The organism is Acinetobacter sp. YK3 (assembly GCF_001729365.1).
Lineage (GTDB): Bacteria > Pseudomonadota > Gammaproteobacteria > Pseudomonadales > Moraxellaceae > Acinetobacter > Acinetobacter vivianii.
Window position 1 is genome coordinate 1 of sequence record NZ_LZPJ01000029.1, and the last position, 20163, is coordinate 20163.

The window sequence follows — 20163 nt, forward strand, 5'->3', positions numbered from 1 at the left end:
GAATAAAGATTTAGTAAAATACTTGACCATTATAGGTTTTATTATAGCACTCTCATCCTTATTTTTTTTAGAGGATTTAGGCGCTTTCATACCAACAATGATGAAATATTTCACAGGGGGTAAAAATATTACTAAAGATGACCTCTATATAGTAAATCTGGGTTATTTTGGTAGTTTCCTTGCGGGTACATTGGGTTTAATATTTGGATTTGTTAACTTAATCTTTTTAATATTTACTTTTTTAGAGCAATCAAGGAAAAATGAAATTTCTGAAATTGAAAATAGAATTTTCAAACTTATTGAATTGCTTGTAGAAATAAAAAATCAAAACAATTTATCCAAAAATATTCAGGTATTTATAGAAAATAATAAAAATATAAGCTACCTTAAAAAGCTTAAGCTAAACCTAAAAAAAGATCATCTTCAATTTAGTAATTTTTTTAGAATGTTATATCAAATTTTAAAATACATTAATGAAAATGAATCTATTATTCACAATAAATACTGTAAGAAACAGCTTGACAAAAGTGTTAAAAGTTACACCAACATCATTCGCTCTTATTTAGATACAAATCTTTTAACTTGCCTAGCTATTAATTGTTATTGTTTAGAAGAAGAAAATGGTGAGTACAACAACTACAAAAAACTATTAGAAAGATATCAATTATTAGAGCATCTCCCTAATATTTTACCTATGCAGTTTTCTAGTTACTTGTATTTTAATGAAAGAGCTTTTGGAGATAGTACATGGTTCAAAGATTTCAATTCTATAAGAGATGAAGTTTTAGAAATATCTGTTTGTTATAAAACAAGAGATTTTTGTGAAGTTTTTCTATTATTTTTAGCTAAAAAGAGTGGTAAGTGGAAAAATGAAAAAGCCATTTTAGTAACGTCTAATAATCAAAATACAGATACTTTCAACTTATCTATTTCAGGAATAAATAATGAAGAAATACCTAGGGAATTAAATTTTAAATTTTTAAAAGAAAAGTCTAAGGAAAACTTATACTTATCTAGCAGCCCTTTCAATATATCATGCAATGAATTTCAACAATCCATATTAAAATCTGGTAATAAATTAAAATTATCATATTTAAAACCCAACGATAGCCACTCAATATGCTATGAATTTCATATTAGTCTACTAATATTATCAACTGATGAATTAGAAATAGATATAGAGAATACATCTAATAGTTATTGTATTCTTCCTTTCTAACAGAAATAAGATTTCATCACATGCTGTCTGCGAAATTTCAGATTCATAAACCGTTTAGCCCGAAGTAATTGCCACATCAGATGTTCAACATCAGTCGCATTACTGCGCATGGTTTTGGCGAATTCTAATAATTGTGGGTCTAGTTTCATTTTTTTCTCCTCTTTTTAATTTCCCTCACCCCAACCCTCTCCCTGAGGGAGAGGGAGCATCCTTTGTGAATTTGATAGTTATTCGATACGCAATGAAGTTCCCTCTCCCTCAGAGATGAGAAGCACTGCTTCGCAAGGGGGTGAGGGAAAATCAAAGCACGCCATGCCCCAATAACATCTCCACCCCACTCACCTTTTTCATATGCTTTAAACGTTCTTTTTCCCACTTCAACTGCTGCTTTAACTCAGCACAATCCGCATCTATGGCTTTATACACATCACCAATATGCAGATGCTCAGCTTTGACTTTCTTCGCTAACTGAAAAGAATCCAGAATCTCCTCAATTTGACTTTCAAGCTGCTGACTTTGCGCATCCAAAGCCAATTTATAAAACTTTACTTGCTCTGCCGATAACTCTTTAGCCCCAACACCTTTATTCTGTTCAAGCTGTAATTGGAGTTTCAGTAAATAAAACAAATCCTGCTGCTCATACGCCTGACTCGCCTGTTGGAACAACTCAGTTTTTTCTTCTTTCTTAGTCTCGTCTTGCTCACGGTCAGGATGAATCATGGCAGCAATTTTTAAATACACGGTTTTCAATGACTGTGCTGCCATCTGCTCAGCTTGTTCACGTTTTTGCTGCTGTCGAAGTTGCTTGGCCTGTTCACGTGCCTGCTGCTGCTCGGCCGCATATTGCTCAAAGTCATCTTGTTCTAATTCTGTATTTTGTTCATAACTTTCATTCTGTTCAAACTTGGCTGACTGTACTTTTTTATTCTTTTTAAGCGATTGCTCGGCATGTTGCTGATAAAAAGTATCAATCTGCTTAACCACGCTTAACTGTTCATCCTTCAACATTTTGGAACGCTTTAACATTTGGGCAAGCTGGGCAATTTTTTCATCGAGTTGCTGCATATCGGCTTTGGAAAACTCATGCTGCTGCAACAAATTCCAAAGCTGATCTAACTGCTGAAACAAGACTTCATGCAATTTGCTATACACAGGCATCAGCTTTTGCCGTGTGTGTCGTTGAATCTCGGCTTGGGCATTTTGCCATGTTGCAAGGCTGATTTTTTGCTGTTCTATTTGATCAATCAGGCGATTCAGCTTTTTCTGCTGTGCAGAAGGTTCAGCCCTTTGTTTTAAACTGACTTTAAGATCAAAAGACATCACAATTCCGCCTGAAATAGAAAAAGTGTAGCAATAATCAGACGGCGAAAGTAGCGCGCTCGAATATAATCAGCTCTATAAAGAATAAAGCCGCCCAATGGAGCGGCTTATTCAATCAGATTAACGGATTACTGTGCGGTATAACCACCATCCATTACCACCGCCTGACCTGTGATTCCTGCGCCTTTGCTGCTGGCAAGGAAAATCGCATAATCAGCAATTTCCTCCACGCTGAGTAAACGCTTCTGTGGCACCATCGCTAAAATTACATCTTCCAAAGCACTTTCCAGACTCACATTTCGGGTTTTTGCCAAGTCCGAAATTTGCCCACGTACCAACGGCGTATCGACATAACCTGGGCATAATGCATTCACGGTAATCCCGTCACGCGCACATTCCAAAGCTGCCACTTTGGTTAAGCCAATCACCCCATGCTTGGCACTGTTATAACCAGCCTTACCAGCAAAGCCAATCAAGCCATTGATCGAAGACATATTGATAATCCGACCATATTTTTGCGCTTTCATAATCGGAAACGCATGTTTAATCCCGATAAATGACCCTGTCAGCATCACCTGAACCAGTTTCTGATAAATATCAGTTGAGAAATCTTCAATTGCCGCAACATGCTGAAAACCCGCATTATTGATCAGGATATCCAAACGACCAAAGCTTTGCATGGTCAAATCAATTGCCGCTTTATATGCCTGTTCATCAGTCACATCACAAGGCGCAGATAAGGCTTCAAAACCTTGCTGGTTTAACTGCTCAACCGCTTGCTGGCATTTCTCGGCATTAACATCAGAAATCACCACTTTCGCACCTTCCTGAGCAAATTTTTTCGCAATTTCTAAACCAATGCCACTGGCTGAACCGGTAATAAATGCCACTTTGGCTTCGAGTTGTTGAGTCACTGTGCTACTCCTGTTCTTAATGATCTGTATTGCTCGCCAATCAATATAGGCAAGCTCAAATTAAAATTCGTCTTAAACAATACCGAACCATGTAAATGCAGCAATCACCACAAATACCGCCAAGGTTTTAATCACGGTCACTGCAAAAATATCTTTATAGGATTGCTTATGGGTTAAGCCTGTTACCGCGAGTAAGGTAATCACAGCACCATTATGTGGAAGCGTGTCCATACCACCTGACGCCATCGCTACCACGCGATGCATCACTTCGGGTGGAATGCCCGCGGCCACAATGGCAGCGTTATAGGTCTCGGCCATCGCACTCAATGCAATACTCATCCCGCCTGAAGCCGAACCCGTAATCCCAGCTAATACCGTCGTCGTCACTGCACCATTCACCAACGGATTAGTAAAGGTAGTACCAAGTGCATGACTGATCAAAGCAAAGCCTGGCAATGCCGCAATGATCGCACCAAAACCATATTCAGAAGCGGTATTCATCACTGCCAGCAATGAACCACCAATACTTGCATTCACACCTTCTTTAAAGTTGGTCACCACGCGCTGATAATCAAACAAAATCGCAGCAATAATCCCGACAATCAAGGCCAAACCGACAGCCCAGATTGCGCCTGTTTTTGCCACATCCACGCTGTAATTCGCTAAACCAATTGCATTAAAATCAAAACCATTCGGATACCATTCTTTAATTGCCGTAGACAGATAACGGTTCATGACTGCAACCAGAATCAACGGAACAAAGGCCATACATTGACGTAATGCTGAACCATGCGTCGGCGTTGATGCCTCAACATCGGCAGTCGCTGGCGTGACTTTATCCTCAGCAGCAAATCCCGCGTAACCCTCGCCTGCACGCGCCGCAGCTTTACGACGTGACTCCAGATACAATAGCCCCATACCCAAGACGAAGATCGCTCCAATCACACCGAGAAACGGCGCTGCATAAATATTGGTGCCAAAAAATGTGGTTGGAATCACGTTCTGAATTTGTGGTGTACCTGGCAGTGCATCCATGGTGAATGTAAATGCGCCTAAGGCAATCGTGCCCGGAATTAAACGTTTTGGAATATTGGCCTGTTGGAACAGCTGATTGGCAAATGGATAGATCGCAAATACCGCCACAAATAGGCTGACACCGCTATACGTCAGAATTGCACCGAGTAAAACCACGGTTAAAATGGCTTTTTTAGCACCAATCCAGTTCACAATGGTACGGGCAATGGACTCGGCAATCCCCGACATTTCCACCACTTTGCCAAAGATCGCGCCCAGCAAGAACACCAGAAAATAATCTTTGATAAAATTGACCATTTTCGGCATAAAAACGCCTGAATAAAACGGCAGCACATTGGCGGGGTTAATCAGAAAAACCGCCAACAGTGCGCACAAGGGCGCCATCAAAATCACGGAAAAGCCACGATAGGCGGTGTACATCAACAAGCCCAAAGACAGCAGAATGACAAATAAGTCCCACATATTCTTTTACTCCATTTTCAAGAATATATGTCAGGGTCAACCAAATATTTTTTTTATACTGTGGTGGTTATCCTAACCATAAAAATTTTAATACTGCCTACTGCAGCACATAAATCACAACAAAGACGCGCACTAAAAACGTATTTTAAAATAGCATTAAAATCATAAAAAACAACATCATTAAAACAAAATAAATAATTTAAATTATAATTAAAAATCAACAATATAATAAAATGCACTGTAATAAATTTAATTGATTAATAAAACAAATCAACTATTCAAAAATACTCATCAATCCCATCAAAGTATATTTAGATCTTTATTTTAAAATTCATTTTTCGATATTTAGAGAGAATTAAGCAATAATCTGACGACGACTTATTTAAAATAAACAGCTTGCTGTGCAATACCAAATTAACAAAAATGCCAGTCACAAGGTGCGGTTTTTTTTATAAATTACACCATATAAATCAAAAACTTTCCGCATAGGTCTTCCACCATGACTTTAAAGCAACTCAAGGCATTTCTGGCTTTGACCCGTACCCTGAATTATGCAAATGCCTCTGCTGAATTGCATCTCAGCCAGTCTGCTTTAAGCTTGAGTATCAAATCACTGGAAGAAGAACTGGGTGGCAAACTGTTTAAACGCAACACGCGTCGCGTAGAACTGACACAGGAAGGTAAATCGTTGATTCCTTATGCCAAGAAATTATTGGCCAATTGGGAAGATATGGAAAAGGATGTTAAACAACGTTTTAAACTGAATCGCGGCACCCTCAATATTGCTTCGATGCCCTTTGTCACCCATGCGATTTTGCCACAGGTGATCCATAGCTTTTTAGCCAAGCATCCAAATATCAGCTTTTCCATTCATGATATTCCGAATGAAAAAGTGCTGGAAAATGTCCAAGATGGTATTTTTGAAATTGGTATTTGCTTTGAGCCGCCACGCAATGATCAACTGGAATTTAAGCCGTTATTTGAAGAAGACTTTCTTGCCTTGCTCCCCAAAACACATCCACTGGCAAGCGCAGATTCAATCAGTTGGAAGCAATTGTGCGCCAATCCTTTTGTGACTTTACAGCACCCATCAATTGTGCGACATCTGATTGAAGAAAACTGTCTTAAAAACCATCTGACTTTGGATTTAAAAGTCGAATGCCATCAGATCAGTTCCCTCTCCAGCTTTGTTGCACTTGATATGGGGGTTAGTGCCATTCCGCGCCATTTTCAAAACTTTATCGACAAGGAACATAATGTCTTGATTGAGATTGAGGATGGCAAATTGCCTCAGGCGATCGGCATTGTGTATAAAAAGGATTTTGAGCTTTCCAATATTTCAGCCGAGTTTATCGAAATCCTCTTACAGCATGATTTTGGCTAAGCCCCGTCAGAGTACCGTGTTAGTGAAATAGATGAATTTGCTTGTATTAATGAGTTTCCCTCATTAATCCTTTAAAAATTTAAACTTCTGTAAATAAGTCCCGAGTGCTAAAACTAATAAAAACCAAGGAATTTACAGGTGAAAAAATGAATAAAGTCTATTCGACGGCTGCACTGGCATTACAAGATGTCGTGAAAGATCAACAGACCTTTGCAGTTGGCGGTTTTGGTTTATGCGGTATTCCTGAGGCTTTGATTCAGGCTCTGAAAGAAAGTGGCGTGACAGGTCTCACCTGTATTTCCAATAATGCAGGCATTGATGATTTTGGCTTAGGCGTATTGCTCAAGACCCGACAAATTAAAAAAATGATTTCTTCTTATGTCGGTGAAAATAAAGAATTCGAACGCCAATATCTAAACGGCGAACTGGAAGTTGAACTCACCCCACAAGGGACGTTGGCTGAAAAATTACGTGCTGGTGGCGCAGGTATTCCTGCCTTTTATACCGCAACAGGTGCAGGCACACTGGTTGCTGAAGGCAAAGAACAACGTGATTTTAATGGCCGTACCTACATTCTGGAACCTTCTCTTACCGCAGATGTGGCACTGGTTAAAGCCTATAAGGCAGATAAAGCAGGCAATCTGGTGTTCCGTAAAACCGCACAAAACTTCAATCCTGAATGTGCGATGGCAGGAAAGATCACCATTGCCGAAGTGGAACAGATTGTTGAAATCGGCGAACTTGATCCAGATGAAATCCATTTAGCAGGGATCTATGTTAATCGTGTGGTGCTGAATGCCACACCAGAAAAACGGATCGAACAAAAAACGCTTAAAGCACAGGACGCATAATCATGGCATGGACACGTGAACAAATGGCACAACGTGCCGCACAAGAATTACAAGATGGTTTCTACGTCAATCTCGGCATTGGCCTTCCCACACTGGTTGCCAATTACATTCCAGAGGATATTGATGTCTGGTTGCAATCAGAAAACGGTTTGCTTGGGATTGGTGAATTTCCAACAGAGCAGCAACTTGATCCTGATTTAATTAATGCAGGTAAACAAACCGTTACAGCTCGTGCAGGTGCTGCATTTTTCTCAAGCAGCGAATCTTTCGCCATGATTCGTGGTGGACATGTCAATATCGCAATTCTGGGTGCCATGGAAGTCTCTGAACAAGGCGACTTGGCTAACTGGATGATTCCGGGCAAGAAAGTAAAAGGCATGGGCGGTGCCATGGATCTGGTAGCAGGCGTACAGCGCGTGGTGGTCTTGATGGAACACAATGCCAAAGATGGGACTGCCAAAATCGTTAAACAATGCAGCTTGCCATTAACAGGCCAAAAAGTGGTACATCGTATTATTACCGACTTGGGTGTTCTGGATGTTGTTGCAGAAGGCATCAAACTGGTAGAACTGGCACCTGATGTGACTGAACAACAGATTCAGGATGCAACGGGCGTCGAGCTGTTGATTGAAGCCAAAGTCTAATCACACACTCTCTTTTTATTTTTAATAGAAGTGATGCTTTTCCGAGCATCACTTTTAGCCGTTTTTAGGCAGCAAAAATTCATTTAGGACAAATGAATTTCATATCACAACATCAAAGATGGATGCTTAAGATGAGTAAACAACCTGCCCTATTGGAACGTTTCGCGTTACGTATCAGTAACTGGTCAGAGAAATGGTTTCCTGACTCTTATATTTTTGCCTTACTTGGTGTCATTATTGTTTCATTCGCTGCGATCTGTATCGGTGCCCCCGTACAGGATGTTGCCAGTTCATTTGGAAATGGCTTCTGGAGTCTAATTCCTTTTACCTTGCAAATGACCATGTTAATCATTGTCGGTTATGTGGTTTCTGTTTCTGCACCTGTGAAAAAACTGATTCAGATGATGGCACGTATTCCGCATTCAGGACGTAGTGCCATTGTGTTGGTTGCCACCACAAGTCTGCTCATTTCATTGGTCAATTGGGCGGTCAGTACCATTTTGACCGCTTTACTGGTGATCGCGCTAGCAAAGCGTAAAGAACTCAATATGGATTATCGCGCTGCCGCTGCTGCTGCGATTATTGGCATGGGTGCAACGTGGGCATTAGGGATCAGTTCATCCGCCGCTCAATTACAGGCCAATAAAGCCAGCCTACCCGAATCAATCTATAACCTGACAGGTGTGATTCCATTTACTGAAACAATTTTCCTGTGGCAGTCTTTGGTGATGACCTTGATCTTGGTAATTGTCTCGATTGCGATTGCTTATTGGTCTGCACCAAAAGGTGACAATGTTAAAACCATGCAGGATTTTGAGCTAAGTTTTGATGAAGAAGAAAAAACTGAAGTTAAATCGACTCGACCAGGCGACTGGCTGGAGAACTCACCGTTATTAACGATTATTGTAGTGGCGCTAGGCTTGATCTGGATGTTTATCGAGTTTTCCAAGACCAATCCGATCATTGCCATTTCCAGTCTCAACACCTATAACTTTGTATTTTTAATGCTAGGACTTGCTTTACACCGCACACCACGTAACTTCCTGAACGCTGTCAGTCAGGCTGTTCCTGCTGTGTCAGGGATTCTGATTCAGTTCCCGCTCTACGGCAGTATCGCCTTTATTATGACGCAAGCCTTGAACGGCGAAGACCTATCGTTATCGCACTACATTGCAGAGTTCTTTGTCTCGATTGCCTCGAAAGAAACTTTTGCCATTGTGATGGGCATTTATTCTGCGGTACTGGGTTTCTTTGTCCCATCAGGCGGTGGTAAATGGATTATTGAAGCGCCTTATGTGATGCAGGCGGCCAATGATCTACAAGTGCATTTAGGTTGGTCGGTACAGATCTATAATGCTGCGGAAGCTTTGCCCAACCTGATCAATCCATTCTTTATGTTGCCAATGCTAGGGATTTTAAAACTCAAGGCCAAAGATGTGATTGGTTTTACCGTCACGCAACTGATTGTTCACCTTCCTTTGGTTTTGTTCTTATTATGGATTTTAGGTAGAACCTTAACCTATACCCCACCGGTAATGTAAACACGCTGTCTTTTTCTTCCGCAGGTTTCATTCAACTTGATCAGAATGAAATCTGCGGATGTCTTAATGAGCCTTCTAACGCGTGTTGTCTTAAAACAAAGCTAAGCTAAATTCTGATGGTAGTTTCAATCCACGCCAAAAAACTGTGCTATTTTTAAGCAAATTGCACCACTATTCACCAAAATTACAAATTAATTTCTAAATTGGTGCACTTTTTGCATTATCTATTTCATCAAATTGGGTTGTTTCACTACAGCCTGAATTTTTAGATTTACTAAATCCTTTTTGGTGCAAAAAATGAATCAAATATATGCGCCAGAATCGAATTTAGCACTTTTTTTGAGCACCACTATGCAAAACGTAGATCTATTTTTCTTACTGCTCGGTGCAGTACTGGTATTGGCAATGCATGCTGGCTTTGCGTTTCTGGAACTCGGCACAGTACGCCATAAAAACCAGGTCAATGCCTTAAGTAAAATCCTAACCGATTTCGCCATTTCAGCGATTGCCTATTTCTTTGTCGGCTACTGGATTGCCTATGGTCAAAACTTCTTCCATGCAGGCAGCACTTTAGCCTCGGATCATGGCTATAACCTGATGCGCTGTTTCTTCTTGCTGACCTTTGCTGCTGCGATTCCTGCGATTATCTCAGGCGGGATTGCGGAGCGTGCCAAGATGCGCTCGCAAGCCATCGCGACCTTGCTTTTGGTGGCACTGATCTATCCTTTCTTTGAAGGCATGATCTGGAATGGCAATTATGGTTTGCAAAAGTGGCTCGAGAACTCATTTGGTGCAAGTTTCCATGATTTTGCAGGTTCCGTTGTGGTACATGCCATGGGTGGCTGGATTGCCTTGGCTGCCGTGATTTTGCTGGGTGCACGTCATGGTCGCTATAAAAATGATGGTCGTGTCAGCGCACACCCGCCTTCATCAATTCCATTCCTTGCTTTAGGTTCATGGATTTTGATCGTAGGCTGGTTTGGCTTTAACGTGATGAGCGCTCAACGGGTTGAGGCGATTTCAGGTCTGGTTGCGATTAACTCGCTCATGGCAATGGTAGGTGGAACGCTTGCAGCAAACTTTATGGGTAAAAATGACCCTGGCTTCTTGCATAATGGTCCATTGGCGGGCCTCGTCGCAATTTGTGCAGGTTCTGACATTGTGCACCCTATTGGTGCGTTATTGATTGGCGGAACCGCTGGTGCACTATTTGTTTACCTTTTTACCTATACCCAAAACAAACTAAAAGTAGACGATGTACTGGGTGTCTGGCCTTTACACGGCGTATGTGGTGCCTTTGGTGGCATTGCCGCGGGAATCTTTGGGCAACAAGCGCTGGGCGGTCTCGGTGGCGTTTCCATTATTTCACAAATTATTGGCACCAGCTTGGGGATTATCGTTGCATTGGCTGGCGGTTTCCTTGTCTATGGCCTGTTAAAAGCGACACTTGGGCTGCGTCTTTCTCAGGAAGATGAATATCGTGGTGCAGATCTTTCAATTCATAAAATTTCAGCGAACTCAGAAGAATCCATGTTTTAATTTTTAATCTATTTCAAAGCGGCTGATCAGGCCGCTTTTTTTTATGAGCACTCAGCAATCTCATTTCAGTTTGCTTGATCTTATTCCGTTCTTGTCTTGCCATGCCGCAACTTTAACAATGATCCAGCTTGCTTAAGATATTCATTCAAATCACTGCTTCTGTTCACTCAACCTGAAAAATAAGGGTCAAAGTCATGGCATACATTATGCTTTATGTTTCTTGCAACTTTTAATCGGATTTTTCCTTTAAAAAATTGCTTAATTCATCAACAGTTACCATTAACAAAACGGTAAAGAATATCGCTTGAGCAAACGTATTAACTTTTATTAAGATGAAAAATAATGTATTTTTTATGTTTAGAAAGAAAACATTATTTTTCATAACAATGAACGGTTAAACCGCAACAATTACGAATGCGATCATAACGATACAAAAGGAGTTTTGTATATGAAACATAAACGCACCATGACCTCCCTACTTTGTGCAAGCGCGCTGATGTTGGGATTAAGTGCCTGTAGTGACAATAAGGCCCCTGCTGCTGGTGAAAAAGCGGCTGATGGTAATGCCTCATCTTCAGACACATTAAACAAGATCAAAAGCTCTGGTACGATTGTACTTGGTTATCGTGATTCCTCGATTCCTTTTTCTTACATTGCTTCCAATCCAAATCAGCCAGTCGGTTATGCGCATGACCTGCAACTAAAAGTAGTTGAGGCCGTTAAGCAAAAGCTCAACATGCCAGACCTGAAAATCCGCTATAACCTTGTGACCAGCCAGAACCGTATTCCACTGGTATCGAATGGTACGGTCGATCTGGAATGTGGTTCGACCACCAACAATAAAGAACGTCAGCAACAGGTTGATTTCTCGGTAGGTTTCTTTGAAGTTGGCTCAAGACTGCTAACCGCCAAAAATTCTGGAGTTAAAGATTTTTCAGATTTAAAAGGCAAGAAGCTGGTCACAACGGCGGGAACCACCTCTGAACGCTATATCCGTCAACATCAGCAAGAACTCGGTATTGGCGAAATCATTTCTGCCAAAGACCATGCTGAGTCATTCCTGATGCTACAAAATGGTCGTGCTGTCGCATTCATGATGGATGATATTTTGCTTGCAGGTGAAAAATCTAAAGCCAAAGATCCAAATCAATGGGAAATTGTGGGCACTGCGCCAATCCATGAAATCTATGGTTGTATGCTCCGTAAAGGTGACACTGGCTTTAAACAGGTCGTTGATGATGCCATTAAAGCTACTTACGCTTCTGGTGAAATCAATAACATGTATAAGAAATGGTTTCAGCAACCGATTCCACCAAAAAATATTAACCTAGACTTTGCGATGTCTGATCAGCTCAAAGCTCTAATTGCCAATCCACATGATCGGGATGAGTAATTCCCCTCTATAACAAGAATATTATTGCAGAACCGGGGAACAGAGGATGTTCTCCCGTTTCTTCTCAGGAGTTATTATGAATTATAGCTGGAACTGGGGAGTTTTGTGGCAATCGACAGGTATTGGAGACACCACCTACCTGAACTGGATTATAACGGGCCTGGGATGGCTGATCGTGATTGCTATTGTTGCATGGACTATTGCCATGCTGCTGGGCAGTATCCTCGGGATTATGCGCACGCTTCCAAATAAAACAGCCAGAGCCATTGGCACAGCTTATGTGACCTTGTTCCGGAATGTACCGTTACTGGTTCAGTTATTTATCTGGTTTTATGTGGTTCCCAACTTTCTCCCTGCACCCATCAAAAACTGGTGGATGAATGATCTTGGCGCCAATACCACTGCGCTGATTTCGGCCAGTATTGGACTCGGACTCTTTACCGCAGCGCGTGTATGTGAACAGGTGCGCACAGGTATTGAAGCCTTACCGACTGGGCAAATTAATGCGGGTTATGCCATGGGATTTTCCACGGTGCAACTGTACCGTTACGTCATTCTGCCACAGTCTTTTCGTACCATTTTACCGCCGTTGAGCTCGGAACTAACCAACTGCGTGAAAAACACGTCAGTTGCATCTTTAGTCGGCGTTGCTGAAATCATTTCACAGATGAAAACCATCAGTGAATACACCCAGAATACGATCGAAATTTACACCTATGTCACTGTGATTTTTATTGTTATCAATATCTGTCTCATCTTTGCCATGAACCTGCTGGAAAAGCGTCTGCGCATTCCTGGTTTAATATCAGGAGGAAAATAGCATGGAATGGTTAACTTCTTTTCTCAGTGATTTACAGCAGTCGGGACCTGCGCTCTGGCATGGTTTCAGCATTACCTTAAAAGTCGTGGTTGTGGCAACAATCGGGGGGATTGCGATTGGTACCCTCCTTGCCTTGATGCGTCTGTCTTCGATCAGAGTCCTGAATGTGATTGCACAGGCCTATGTCAACCTATTCCGTTCCATTCCTCTGCTACTGGTTCTGATGTGGTTTTATTTTGCTGTACCGTTTATTTATACTGCAGCAACAGGCCAATATCTGACCATTGATACCGCACTGGTTTCCAGTATCGTCGCGTTTATGCTGTTTGAAGCTGCTTACTTTTCTGAAATTGTGCGTGCTGGTATCCAGTCTATTCCAAAGGGTCAGGCTGCTGCCGCATCTGCACTGGGCATGAGTTATGGACAGTCGATGCGTCTGATTATTCTGCCGCAGGCGTTCAGAAAAATGATGCCGCTATTACTTCAGCAGACCATCATCCTGTTTCAGGATTCCACAATGGTCTATGCCATTGGTCTGCTCGACTTTTTCAGAACAAACTATGTTCGTGGAGATTTAATGTCCTTGCTCACTCAATATATTCTATTTGCAGGACTTGTGTACTTTACCATCAGCGCCATTGCGACATTCGCAGTTAAACGTTTACAAAGGAGGTTACGTGTATGAGCGACAATAAAGTAATGATAGACCTCCAAAATGTCAGTAAGTGGTACGACCAGTTTCAGGTACTGACCGATTGCACTACCCAGATCAGTCAAGGTGAAGTGGTCGTAGTCTGTGGTCCATCAGGTTCAGGAAAGTCTACCTTGATTAAAACCGTGAATGGATTAGAGCCATTTCAACAAGGTAAGATCTTTGTCGATAGCGTACCTGTTCATGAGCCTAAAACCGATATGACCAAACTACGTAGTCGTGTCGGCATGGTTTTCCAGCATTTTGAACTGTTTCCTCATCTCAGCATTACCGAGAACCTGACCATCGCCCAGATCAAGGTATTAGGACGTTCAGAAGCGGAGGCCAATAAAAAAGGGCTGGCTTATCTGGATCGTGTTGGACTCAGTGCCCATGCCAATAAATACCCGGCCCAGCTCTCAGGCGGACAACAGCAACGGGTTGCGATTGCGCGTGCGCTGAGTATGGACCCGATTGCCATGCTGTTTGATGAACCCACCTCTGCCCTTGATCCTGAAATGATCAATGAAGTACTGGATGTAATGGTCGGATTGGCCAAAGAAGGCATGACCATGATGTGTGTAACCCATGAAATGGGCTTTGCCCGTCAGGTGGCGAACCGGATTATCTTTATGGATCAAGGTAAAATTGTTGAAGACTGCTCCAAAGATGAATTCTTTGGTACACCACGTGGGGAACGTGCGCAGCAGTTTCTCAATAAAATTTTACATTAACAGATTGATCAAACGACATATAAAGCAGCCTTTAAGGCTGCTTTATGCTGAAATAAAAGCGCTATTTTGTTTTAACAATAAGATCAAAACATTGACCTGTATATAAGGTTTAAACTTCTTTCCTCTCTCACATTTATCCCAACATTTTTTTATATATCTTTAAGAGCAAATTAAGCTTTTAGGAATTAAATACCAAGATCATATTTCCACCGTAACAGCCTGCTCCATGATCTTGAGAACACCTTTTTTCATCTTGACGAGCTTTTTACTTTTCATCAGTTTTTTTATTTTACTGTTTGTATTCCCAGTGGGTGGAGCAATTGACTTACACTTAATTCAGCCTTGGGTCAGCCTACATGGAACCTTCCCTTATAAGAATGAATGGTTTCTCGACAAGCTTAACCATACTTACGTCAAACAACTTTTAACGGCTGTGTATGTCGCTTTCTTCTTTTTATGGTGTGCATCGTTTAAAGTCGAAAAACTGAAACCCCAACACTGGCAATATGGTTATATGTTTTGGGTCAGTATGCTATGCACCTGCATTGTTGGGTTGCTGAAAGCGCATTCTTCCCAAGCCTGCCCTTGGTATATGACCCATGAAACTGCAACGGGTTTCATTTGGGATTTTTCTGCAACTGCTGGACATTGTTTCCCTGGTGGACATGCCAGTACGGGCTTTGCCCTAATAACGGGTTACTTTGTCTATCGTCTTGATCAAAAACAGAGAGCATGGTTCTATCTTTTTGCTGGAATGCTCATTGGTTTCGCCATGGGCTGGGCACAAATGATGCGCGGTGCACACTTCCTCAGTCATAATCTTTGGACAGCATGGGTCTGCGTTGCAATTAATTTAGTATGTTATACATTCACTTATAAACGTCATCAACAAATAGCAAAGCGCGTTTCAGTACCGTTATACGTATCTGATGTGGTAAAGTGAATGACAGTGCTCATAGAGCGAGCACTGAATTTTGCCCACATTAGGATATTTTTGCTGTCGTATGTCTGACTTTCAAATATTTTTAGAATCTACTTTTGCTTCTCAACAAGACTCTATTCAATCTTATGAACTAGGCTTACGCAAAGTATGGTTAAAAAAGGCCTCTGAACGTCACGGACTATGGCTCTACACACCACTGAAATGGCTTGCCAAAATCTTTAATCTGGGTGCGATTACTCCTGTTCCAAACCAAGGTGGCTCTAAGGCCATTCAATGCGAGTTCAAACGCATTCAGCAGCTCAAAGCTTTGGGTATTTCCACCCCAAATGTGTTGGCAGTTTCAAAAAAAGGCATTCTGTTAGAAGACGTTGGCTCACAACGCCAGAGCCCTGTCAGTCAGTTGGATCAAAAACTAGGTAGCCTCAAAGGTCATCCTGAAGCGAGATATGCCTTATTTGATCAAGCCATTCAGGCCATCAGCTATATTCACCATCAACAAGGTTATTTAAGCGAAGCTTTTGCGCGCAATATTTTGGTTGATCAACAGAACCAGTTTACTTTTATTGACTTTGAAACCGATCCGAGAGATGTACTCAGTCTACATGACTGCTTTGTACGCGACTGGTTATTGTTTATTTTCTCAACGGCTTATCATTTTGAATTTGAGCAACTTGAACAGGCCAGCCAGCAGCTTTATCAAGCCCTACTGGCGGAACCTCAAGTCTATAAAGACATTTGCAAAGTAGGCAAACGCTTAAACTGGGTACTGCGCTTTAATGTCAGCAAAGTCGGCAATGATGGTAAGCGTATCCAGAAATGCGTCCTGTTTCTACGTTATTTGCGCGAACAGGCTGAGACAGCAACCGCAGCGAACTAGTACGTTATACGTCTAATATTATCCGCTTGCTTTGTCTTCATGATGCGCAAGCTTTTTCGGTAATTTGACCAATACCGACAATCCACCCAGCTCAATACTTCTCGATAAGGTCAATACCCCGCCTAAGCGTTGGGTCGCTTTATCGACAATAGACAAACCTAGTCCACTGCCCACTTCTAAATGATGATGCACACGGTAGAAGCGCTTCAATACCTTGTCATATTGTTCAGGATCGATCCCTGCACCGCTGTCTTCGATCTGGATATAGGCAAAATCATCAGAATCGCTATACACCGAAATATTGATAATACCTTGTTCTGGCGTGTACTTAATCGCATTGTCAATCAGGTTGAAAATAATCGAATGTACTGTTGATTCAAGGCTTTGCATTTCAATTAAATCATTACGTTCAAACCCAAGATCGATTTCTTTTTGCATGGCCAGATTCACCAGTTGCTCCACACAATTTAACGCTACATCATTGAGGCGGAAATTAGTATTTGGTTCAATCAGACTCAATGCCACATCCTGTTTAGCCAAAGCCAGAAGCTGAGTCACCAGATGCTGAATCCGTGCCAGACCTTTACTCAGGTTCTGCAAAGATTCATGTTCAGGGAACTGACTAATCAAGATACGAGTTTGTAGATTCAAGGCCGTAACAGGCGTCCTAAGCTCATGTGCAGCATCGGCGATGAACTGTTTCTGCTCTGTTTGAGCATGCTGAATCCGCTCAAACAAGCGATTCATTTCTTCAATGGTCGGTAATAATTCTTGTGGATAGTCTTTGACATCAATCGGTGATAAGCCATCGGAATCCCGCTGAGTCAGCTCTTCCTTAAATTCATCCAGTGGTTTCAGACTGAGACTGATGATAAAGGCCAGTACAATAATCGCTACAGGTAGCAACAGGAGATAAGGAATAAACATACTGCCCGCCAATTCCCATGCAAATGCATGGCGAACCTGCTCTTGTTGACTAACCTGAATCTGATAATCTTTTAATGGAATCACATAAACACGCCACTTTCCTTGTGATGTATTTTGTGTATAAAAGCCTGATTGTTTCACAGGTGGAACTAGTAAATGGGTTTGATGCCATAAATGGGTCTGATCTTTATAGGCCCAGATATCAATCAATAAATCTTCTTCATGATAAGTTCGATGTAACTCGACTCGACTGGCCATCGGAGTGACTGGCTGAGTACTGGAACGCTCAGCCATATATTGCATTTGCGTATCTAAAATTTCATCAACTTCATGCAATGAAATTTTATAAGCAGCTAAAATCAGAAAACAACCTAACACCACGCTAAAGATGGAGGTTCCCCAGATGAGTCTTTTCTTTAGCGAATAATGTTGGCTTTTTTGCATTGAATTATGACTGCCCCAAACGATAACCTAAACCACGAATGGTTCGAATGAAGTCTTTACCCAGTTTGGCCCGCAAGTGATGGACATACACTTCAATGGTATTACTGGTAACTTCGCTGTCGAAATCATACAACTTATCTTCTAAATTTGCTTTAGAGAAAATTTTATTCGGGTGGGATACCATCGGAATCAGAATCGCCCATTCCCGATTAGATAGCTCGATTTGCTGACCTTTGAAGGTTGCCAGATGCTGTTCTACATCCAAGATCAGTTCACCACTTTTTAACAGTTGCGACTGACTTTTCAGTTGCGCTGTTTCAACACTACCACGGCGTAATAAAGCATTGATACGGGCTAACAGCTCATCAAATTCATAGGGTTTAATCAAGTAATCATCCGCACCCTGATTCAAACCATCCACGCGGTTTTGTAGCTGATCTCTGGCTGAAATAATCAGGACAGGCAATGAACTGCGTTGACGAATCTGTTTCAGGATTTGCATCCCATCCATAAGGGGCAGACCTAGATCCAAAAGCACCAGATCAAAAGATTGCTTGGTTAACAAAGCCAATCCATCGACCCCGTTATTCACCCATTCCACGTCAAACTGATGATATCGCAGTAAGGTCAATGTTGACTCTGCAATCATAAAATCATCTTCTATCATCAAGATCTTGGTCATGATTTCATTTCACCTTATGGGTTAGCACATGTTTCTAACATGTCATCTTTAGCATTAATTACTTTGGTTTTTACATCAAGCAAACTTAACAAGGTCGGGAACAAATTATCTTGGCTCAGTTTATTCTTAGTTTGTTGCGCCAGACAGCTCATCTGTTTGTGCGCCTGTTGTTGCCATGCCGCTGAGAACCACATCAACATCGGTACATGCGTCTGCTGAGTCGGTGCAATTGCATAAGGCGCACCATGCAGATACATGCCGCTCTCACCTGTCGACTCACCATGATCAGATAGATACCACAAACCTGTTTGGTATTGGGTTGTATTTTTCAAGGTTTCGATCAATGAATCTAGAACATAATCGGTATAAAGCAAAGTATTATCATAACTGTTAATCAATGCTTCCTGAGTACATCCCTGAATCGCATTGGTATCACATGTTGGCTTAAATACACGGAACGCTGGTGGAATACGTTTATAATAAGCAGGGCCATGACTGCCCATTTGATGCAATACAATCAAACGTGGCTGAGTATCATCTTTCGGAATAGCAGCTAAATACGCTTTTAGGCTATCAATCAAAATATCATCCAGACATTCACCATCCTTACACCATTTCTGCTGAATCGGCTCAGGAATTTTAAACTGTTCAACACGGTCACATGCGCCCTTGCAACCTGAATTATTATCAATCCATGTCACCTGATAACCTGCACGTTTTGCAATATCGAGCAAACCTTCACGATGACTGGCTAACTGCTCATCATAATCTTCGCGTTGCATACCCGAAAACATACACGGTACTGATACAGCCGTTGCGGTACCACATGAACTGACTTGTGAGAAATTGATAATATTCTGTTTGGCTAACTTCGGATTGGTCTCTTTGGCATAACCATTTAAAGAGAAGTTTTCCGCACGAGCCGTTTCACCCACTACCAAGACCAACAGTTTAGGTAAACCTTTTGCAACCTGAGTGCGTTGCGCATCTTCACCATACTTAACTAAAGGTAAATTCTGTTTAGGTGATTTCTTTTTATAATATGAAACTGTCGAGGCAATCATATTTTGAGGCGAAATCATGCCTTTTATATCGCGGTTTTCACGAAAAATGGCTGCAAAATCTACATAAAAAACAAATAATAATCCGCCAACTAAAGCTAGGGAAACCACAGAGGCAACCAGCTTTTTAAATAATTGTCGGGTGACTGATTCAGATTTGATTTTGGTCATCAAAATCACAATGATCGGGACTAGAACCATCCCCACCATCCAGATCAATAAACGCCAAGACCACGTATCGCGAGCCTCAGAAAAGTTCGTTTGCATCAAATTTTGAATCTGATCTGAAGTAATCCATACACCTAGAGTATTGACGGCATAGGCAGCAAAACCACCAATAAAAACCAAAGCGATAGCAAGTGGTTTTGCAGTCCACTTCCAACTCAATAGCTGGAAAATAAAAGCATATAAAGCGGTTACAACGCCAACAGAAGCCGCTACAAAAAGTCCAGCCTTAATCCCTGTATACGGGGTTAAAGCCAACATTTTTTTATAAAATGCGATGTTCAGGAAAATACCTAACCAGATTGCAAGTAACACATTAAAAGTAAGTAATGAAATTGGTTTGGTTTTGAGTCTTTGTAGCAACATAGGCATCGTGTTCTAAAAATAAATTTCTTAGTGTTGTAAAGATAAAAATAAAAACTTAAAAATGACTTAAATAATAGAATGACCTGAGAAA

Annotated in this window: 18 protein-coding genes and 1 pseudogene; 12 read left to right on the top strand and 7 right to left on the bottom strand. The window is 41.4% G+C overall.

Going from position 1 to position 20163, the window contains the following annotated elements; all coding sequences use genetic code 11:
• The coding region (locus A9Z07_RS03480; protein WP_069576819.1) for a putative phage abortive infection protein at nt 1–1219 on the top strand (1219 nt) is incomplete at its 5' end.
• Nucleotides 1220–1224: 5 nt separating this feature from the next.
• Here A9Z07_RS03480 and A9Z07_RS03485 read toward each other — a convergent pair.
• The 4 genes and pseudogenes from A9Z07_RS03485 to A9Z07_RS03500 form a co-directional block, all read right to left on the bottom strand.
• Nucleotides 1225–1368, bottom strand: a pseudogene (locus A9Z07_RS03485) (DUF559 domain-containing protein); the annotation flags it as partial.
• Nucleotides 1369–1519: 151 nt separating this feature from the next.
• A complete protein-coding gene (locus A9Z07_RS03490; protein ID WP_069576821.1) occupies nt 1520–2539 on the bottom strand; it encodes a molecular chaperone DnaJ in 1020 nt (339 codons plus the stop codon).
• Between the two features lie 128 nt (nt 2540–2667).
• Nucleotides 2668–3453: a 3-hydroxybutyrate dehydrogenase gene (locus A9Z07_RS03495; RefSeq protein ID WP_005259255.1), complete on the bottom strand. Its 786-nt coding sequence runs from the start codon at nt 3451–3453 to the stop codon at nt 2668–2670.
• A gap of 72 nt (nt 3454–3525) precedes the next feature.
• Nucleotides 3526–4950: a GntP family permease gene (locus tag A9Z07_RS03500; RefSeq protein ID WP_047429625.1), complete on the bottom strand. Its 1425-nt coding sequence runs from the start codon at nt 4948–4950 to the stop codon at nt 3526–3528.
• A gap of 499 nt (nt 4951–5449) precedes the next feature.
• Between A9Z07_RS03500 and A9Z07_RS03505 the strand changes: the two genes are divergently transcribed.
• The 11 genes from A9Z07_RS03505 (at nt 5450) to A9Z07_RS03555 (ending at nt 16367) form a co-directional block, all read left to right on the top strand.
• The gene (locus A9Z07_RS03505) at nt 5450–6334 is read left to right on the top strand and encodes a LysR family transcriptional regulator (RefSeq protein WP_004803082.1); all 885 of its coding nucleotides are present in this window, start codon (nt 5450–5452) and stop codon (nt 6332–6334) included.
• Between the two features lie 146 nt (nt 6335–6480).
• The gene (locus tag A9Z07_RS03510) at nt 6481–7185 is read left to right on the top strand and encodes a CoA transferase subunit A (protein WP_004775240.1); all 705 of its coding nucleotides are present in this window, start codon (nt 6481–6483) and stop codon (nt 7183–7185) included.
• A 2-nt stretch (nt 7186–7187) separates the two neighbouring features.
• Nucleotides 7188–7829, top strand: coding sequence for a CoA transferase subunit B (locus A9Z07_RS03515; RefSeq protein ID WP_004775243.1), 642 nt, complete (start codon nt 7188–7190; stop codon nt 7827–7829).
• A gap of 131 nt (nt 7830–7960) precedes the next feature.
• Nucleotides 7961–9370, top strand: coding sequence for a short-chain fatty acid transporter (locus A9Z07_RS03520; RefSeq protein ID WP_069576823.1), 1410 nt, complete (start codon nt 7961–7963; stop codon nt 9368–9370).
• Nucleotides 9371–9721: 351 nt separating this feature from the next.
• On the top strand, nt 9722–10909 hold the full coding sequence (locus A9Z07_RS03525; RefSeq protein ID WP_004775246.1) for an ammonium transporter: 1188 nt from the start codon (nt 9722–9724) through the stop codon (nt 10907–10909).
• A gap of 448 nt (nt 10910–11357) precedes the next feature.
• On the top strand, nt 11358–12302 hold the full coding sequence (locus tag A9Z07_RS03530; protein WP_069576824.1) for a transporter substrate-binding domain-containing protein: 945 nt from the start codon (nt 11358–11360) through the stop codon (nt 12300–12302).
• A 76-nt stretch (nt 12303–12378) separates the two neighbouring features.
• On the top strand, nt 12379–13122 hold the full coding sequence (locus A9Z07_RS03535; RefSeq protein WP_004775249.1) for an amino acid ABC transporter permease: 744 nt from the start codon (nt 12379–12381) through the stop codon (nt 13120–13122).
• A gap of 1 nt (nt 13123) precedes the next feature.
• Nucleotides 13124–13807: an ABC transporter permease subunit gene (locus tag A9Z07_RS03540; RefSeq protein WP_004775251.1), complete on the top strand. Its 684-nt coding sequence runs from the start codon at nt 13124–13126 to the stop codon at nt 13805–13807.
• A gap of 14 nt (nt 13808–13821) precedes the next feature.
• Nucleotides 13822–14547, top strand: a complete 726-nt coding sequence (locus tag A9Z07_RS03545; protein ID WP_171067072.1) for an amino acid ABC transporter ATP-binding protein — start codon at nt 13822–13824, stop codon at nt 14545–14547.
• Between the two features lie 226 nt (nt 14548–14773).
• On the top strand, nt 14774–15490 hold the full coding sequence (locus A9Z07_RS03550) for a phosphatase PAP2 family protein (RefSeq protein ID WP_069576826.1): 717 nt from the start codon (nt 14774–14776) through the stop codon (nt 15488–15490).
• A 61-nt stretch (nt 15491–15551) separates the two neighbouring features.
• The gene (locus tag A9Z07_RS03555; RefSeq protein ID WP_047429634.1) at nt 15552–16367 is read left to right on the top strand and encodes a serine/threonine protein kinase; all 816 of its coding nucleotides are present in this window, start codon (nt 15552–15554) and stop codon (nt 16365–16367) included.
• A gap of 18 nt (nt 16368–16385) precedes the next feature.
• On the opposite strand, the gene A9Z07_RS03560 is transcribed toward A9Z07_RS03555, so the two are convergent.
• From A9Z07_RS03560 to A9Z07_RS03570, 3 genes are read right to left on the bottom strand one after another with little or no spacing between them, the layout of a single operon-like run.
• Nucleotides 16386–17738, bottom strand: a complete 1353-nt coding sequence (locus A9Z07_RS03560) for an ATP-binding protein (protein WP_062846060.1) — start codon at nt 17736–17738, stop codon at nt 16386–16388.
• A gap of 4 nt (nt 17739–17742) precedes the next feature.
• Nucleotides 17743–18420 (bottom strand): DNA-binding response regulator PmrA, encoded by a 678-nt coding sequence (locus tag A9Z07_RS03565; protein WP_004775260.1) that lies wholly within the window; start codon nt 18418–18420, stop codon nt 17743–17745.
• A gap of 14 nt (nt 18421–18434) precedes the next feature.
• Entirely contained in the window at nt 18435–20072 is a 1638-nt protein-coding gene (locus A9Z07_RS03570; RefSeq protein WP_069576828.1) for a phosphoethanolamine transferase, read from the bottom strand.
• Nucleotides 20073–20163: the final 91 nt, after the last annotated feature.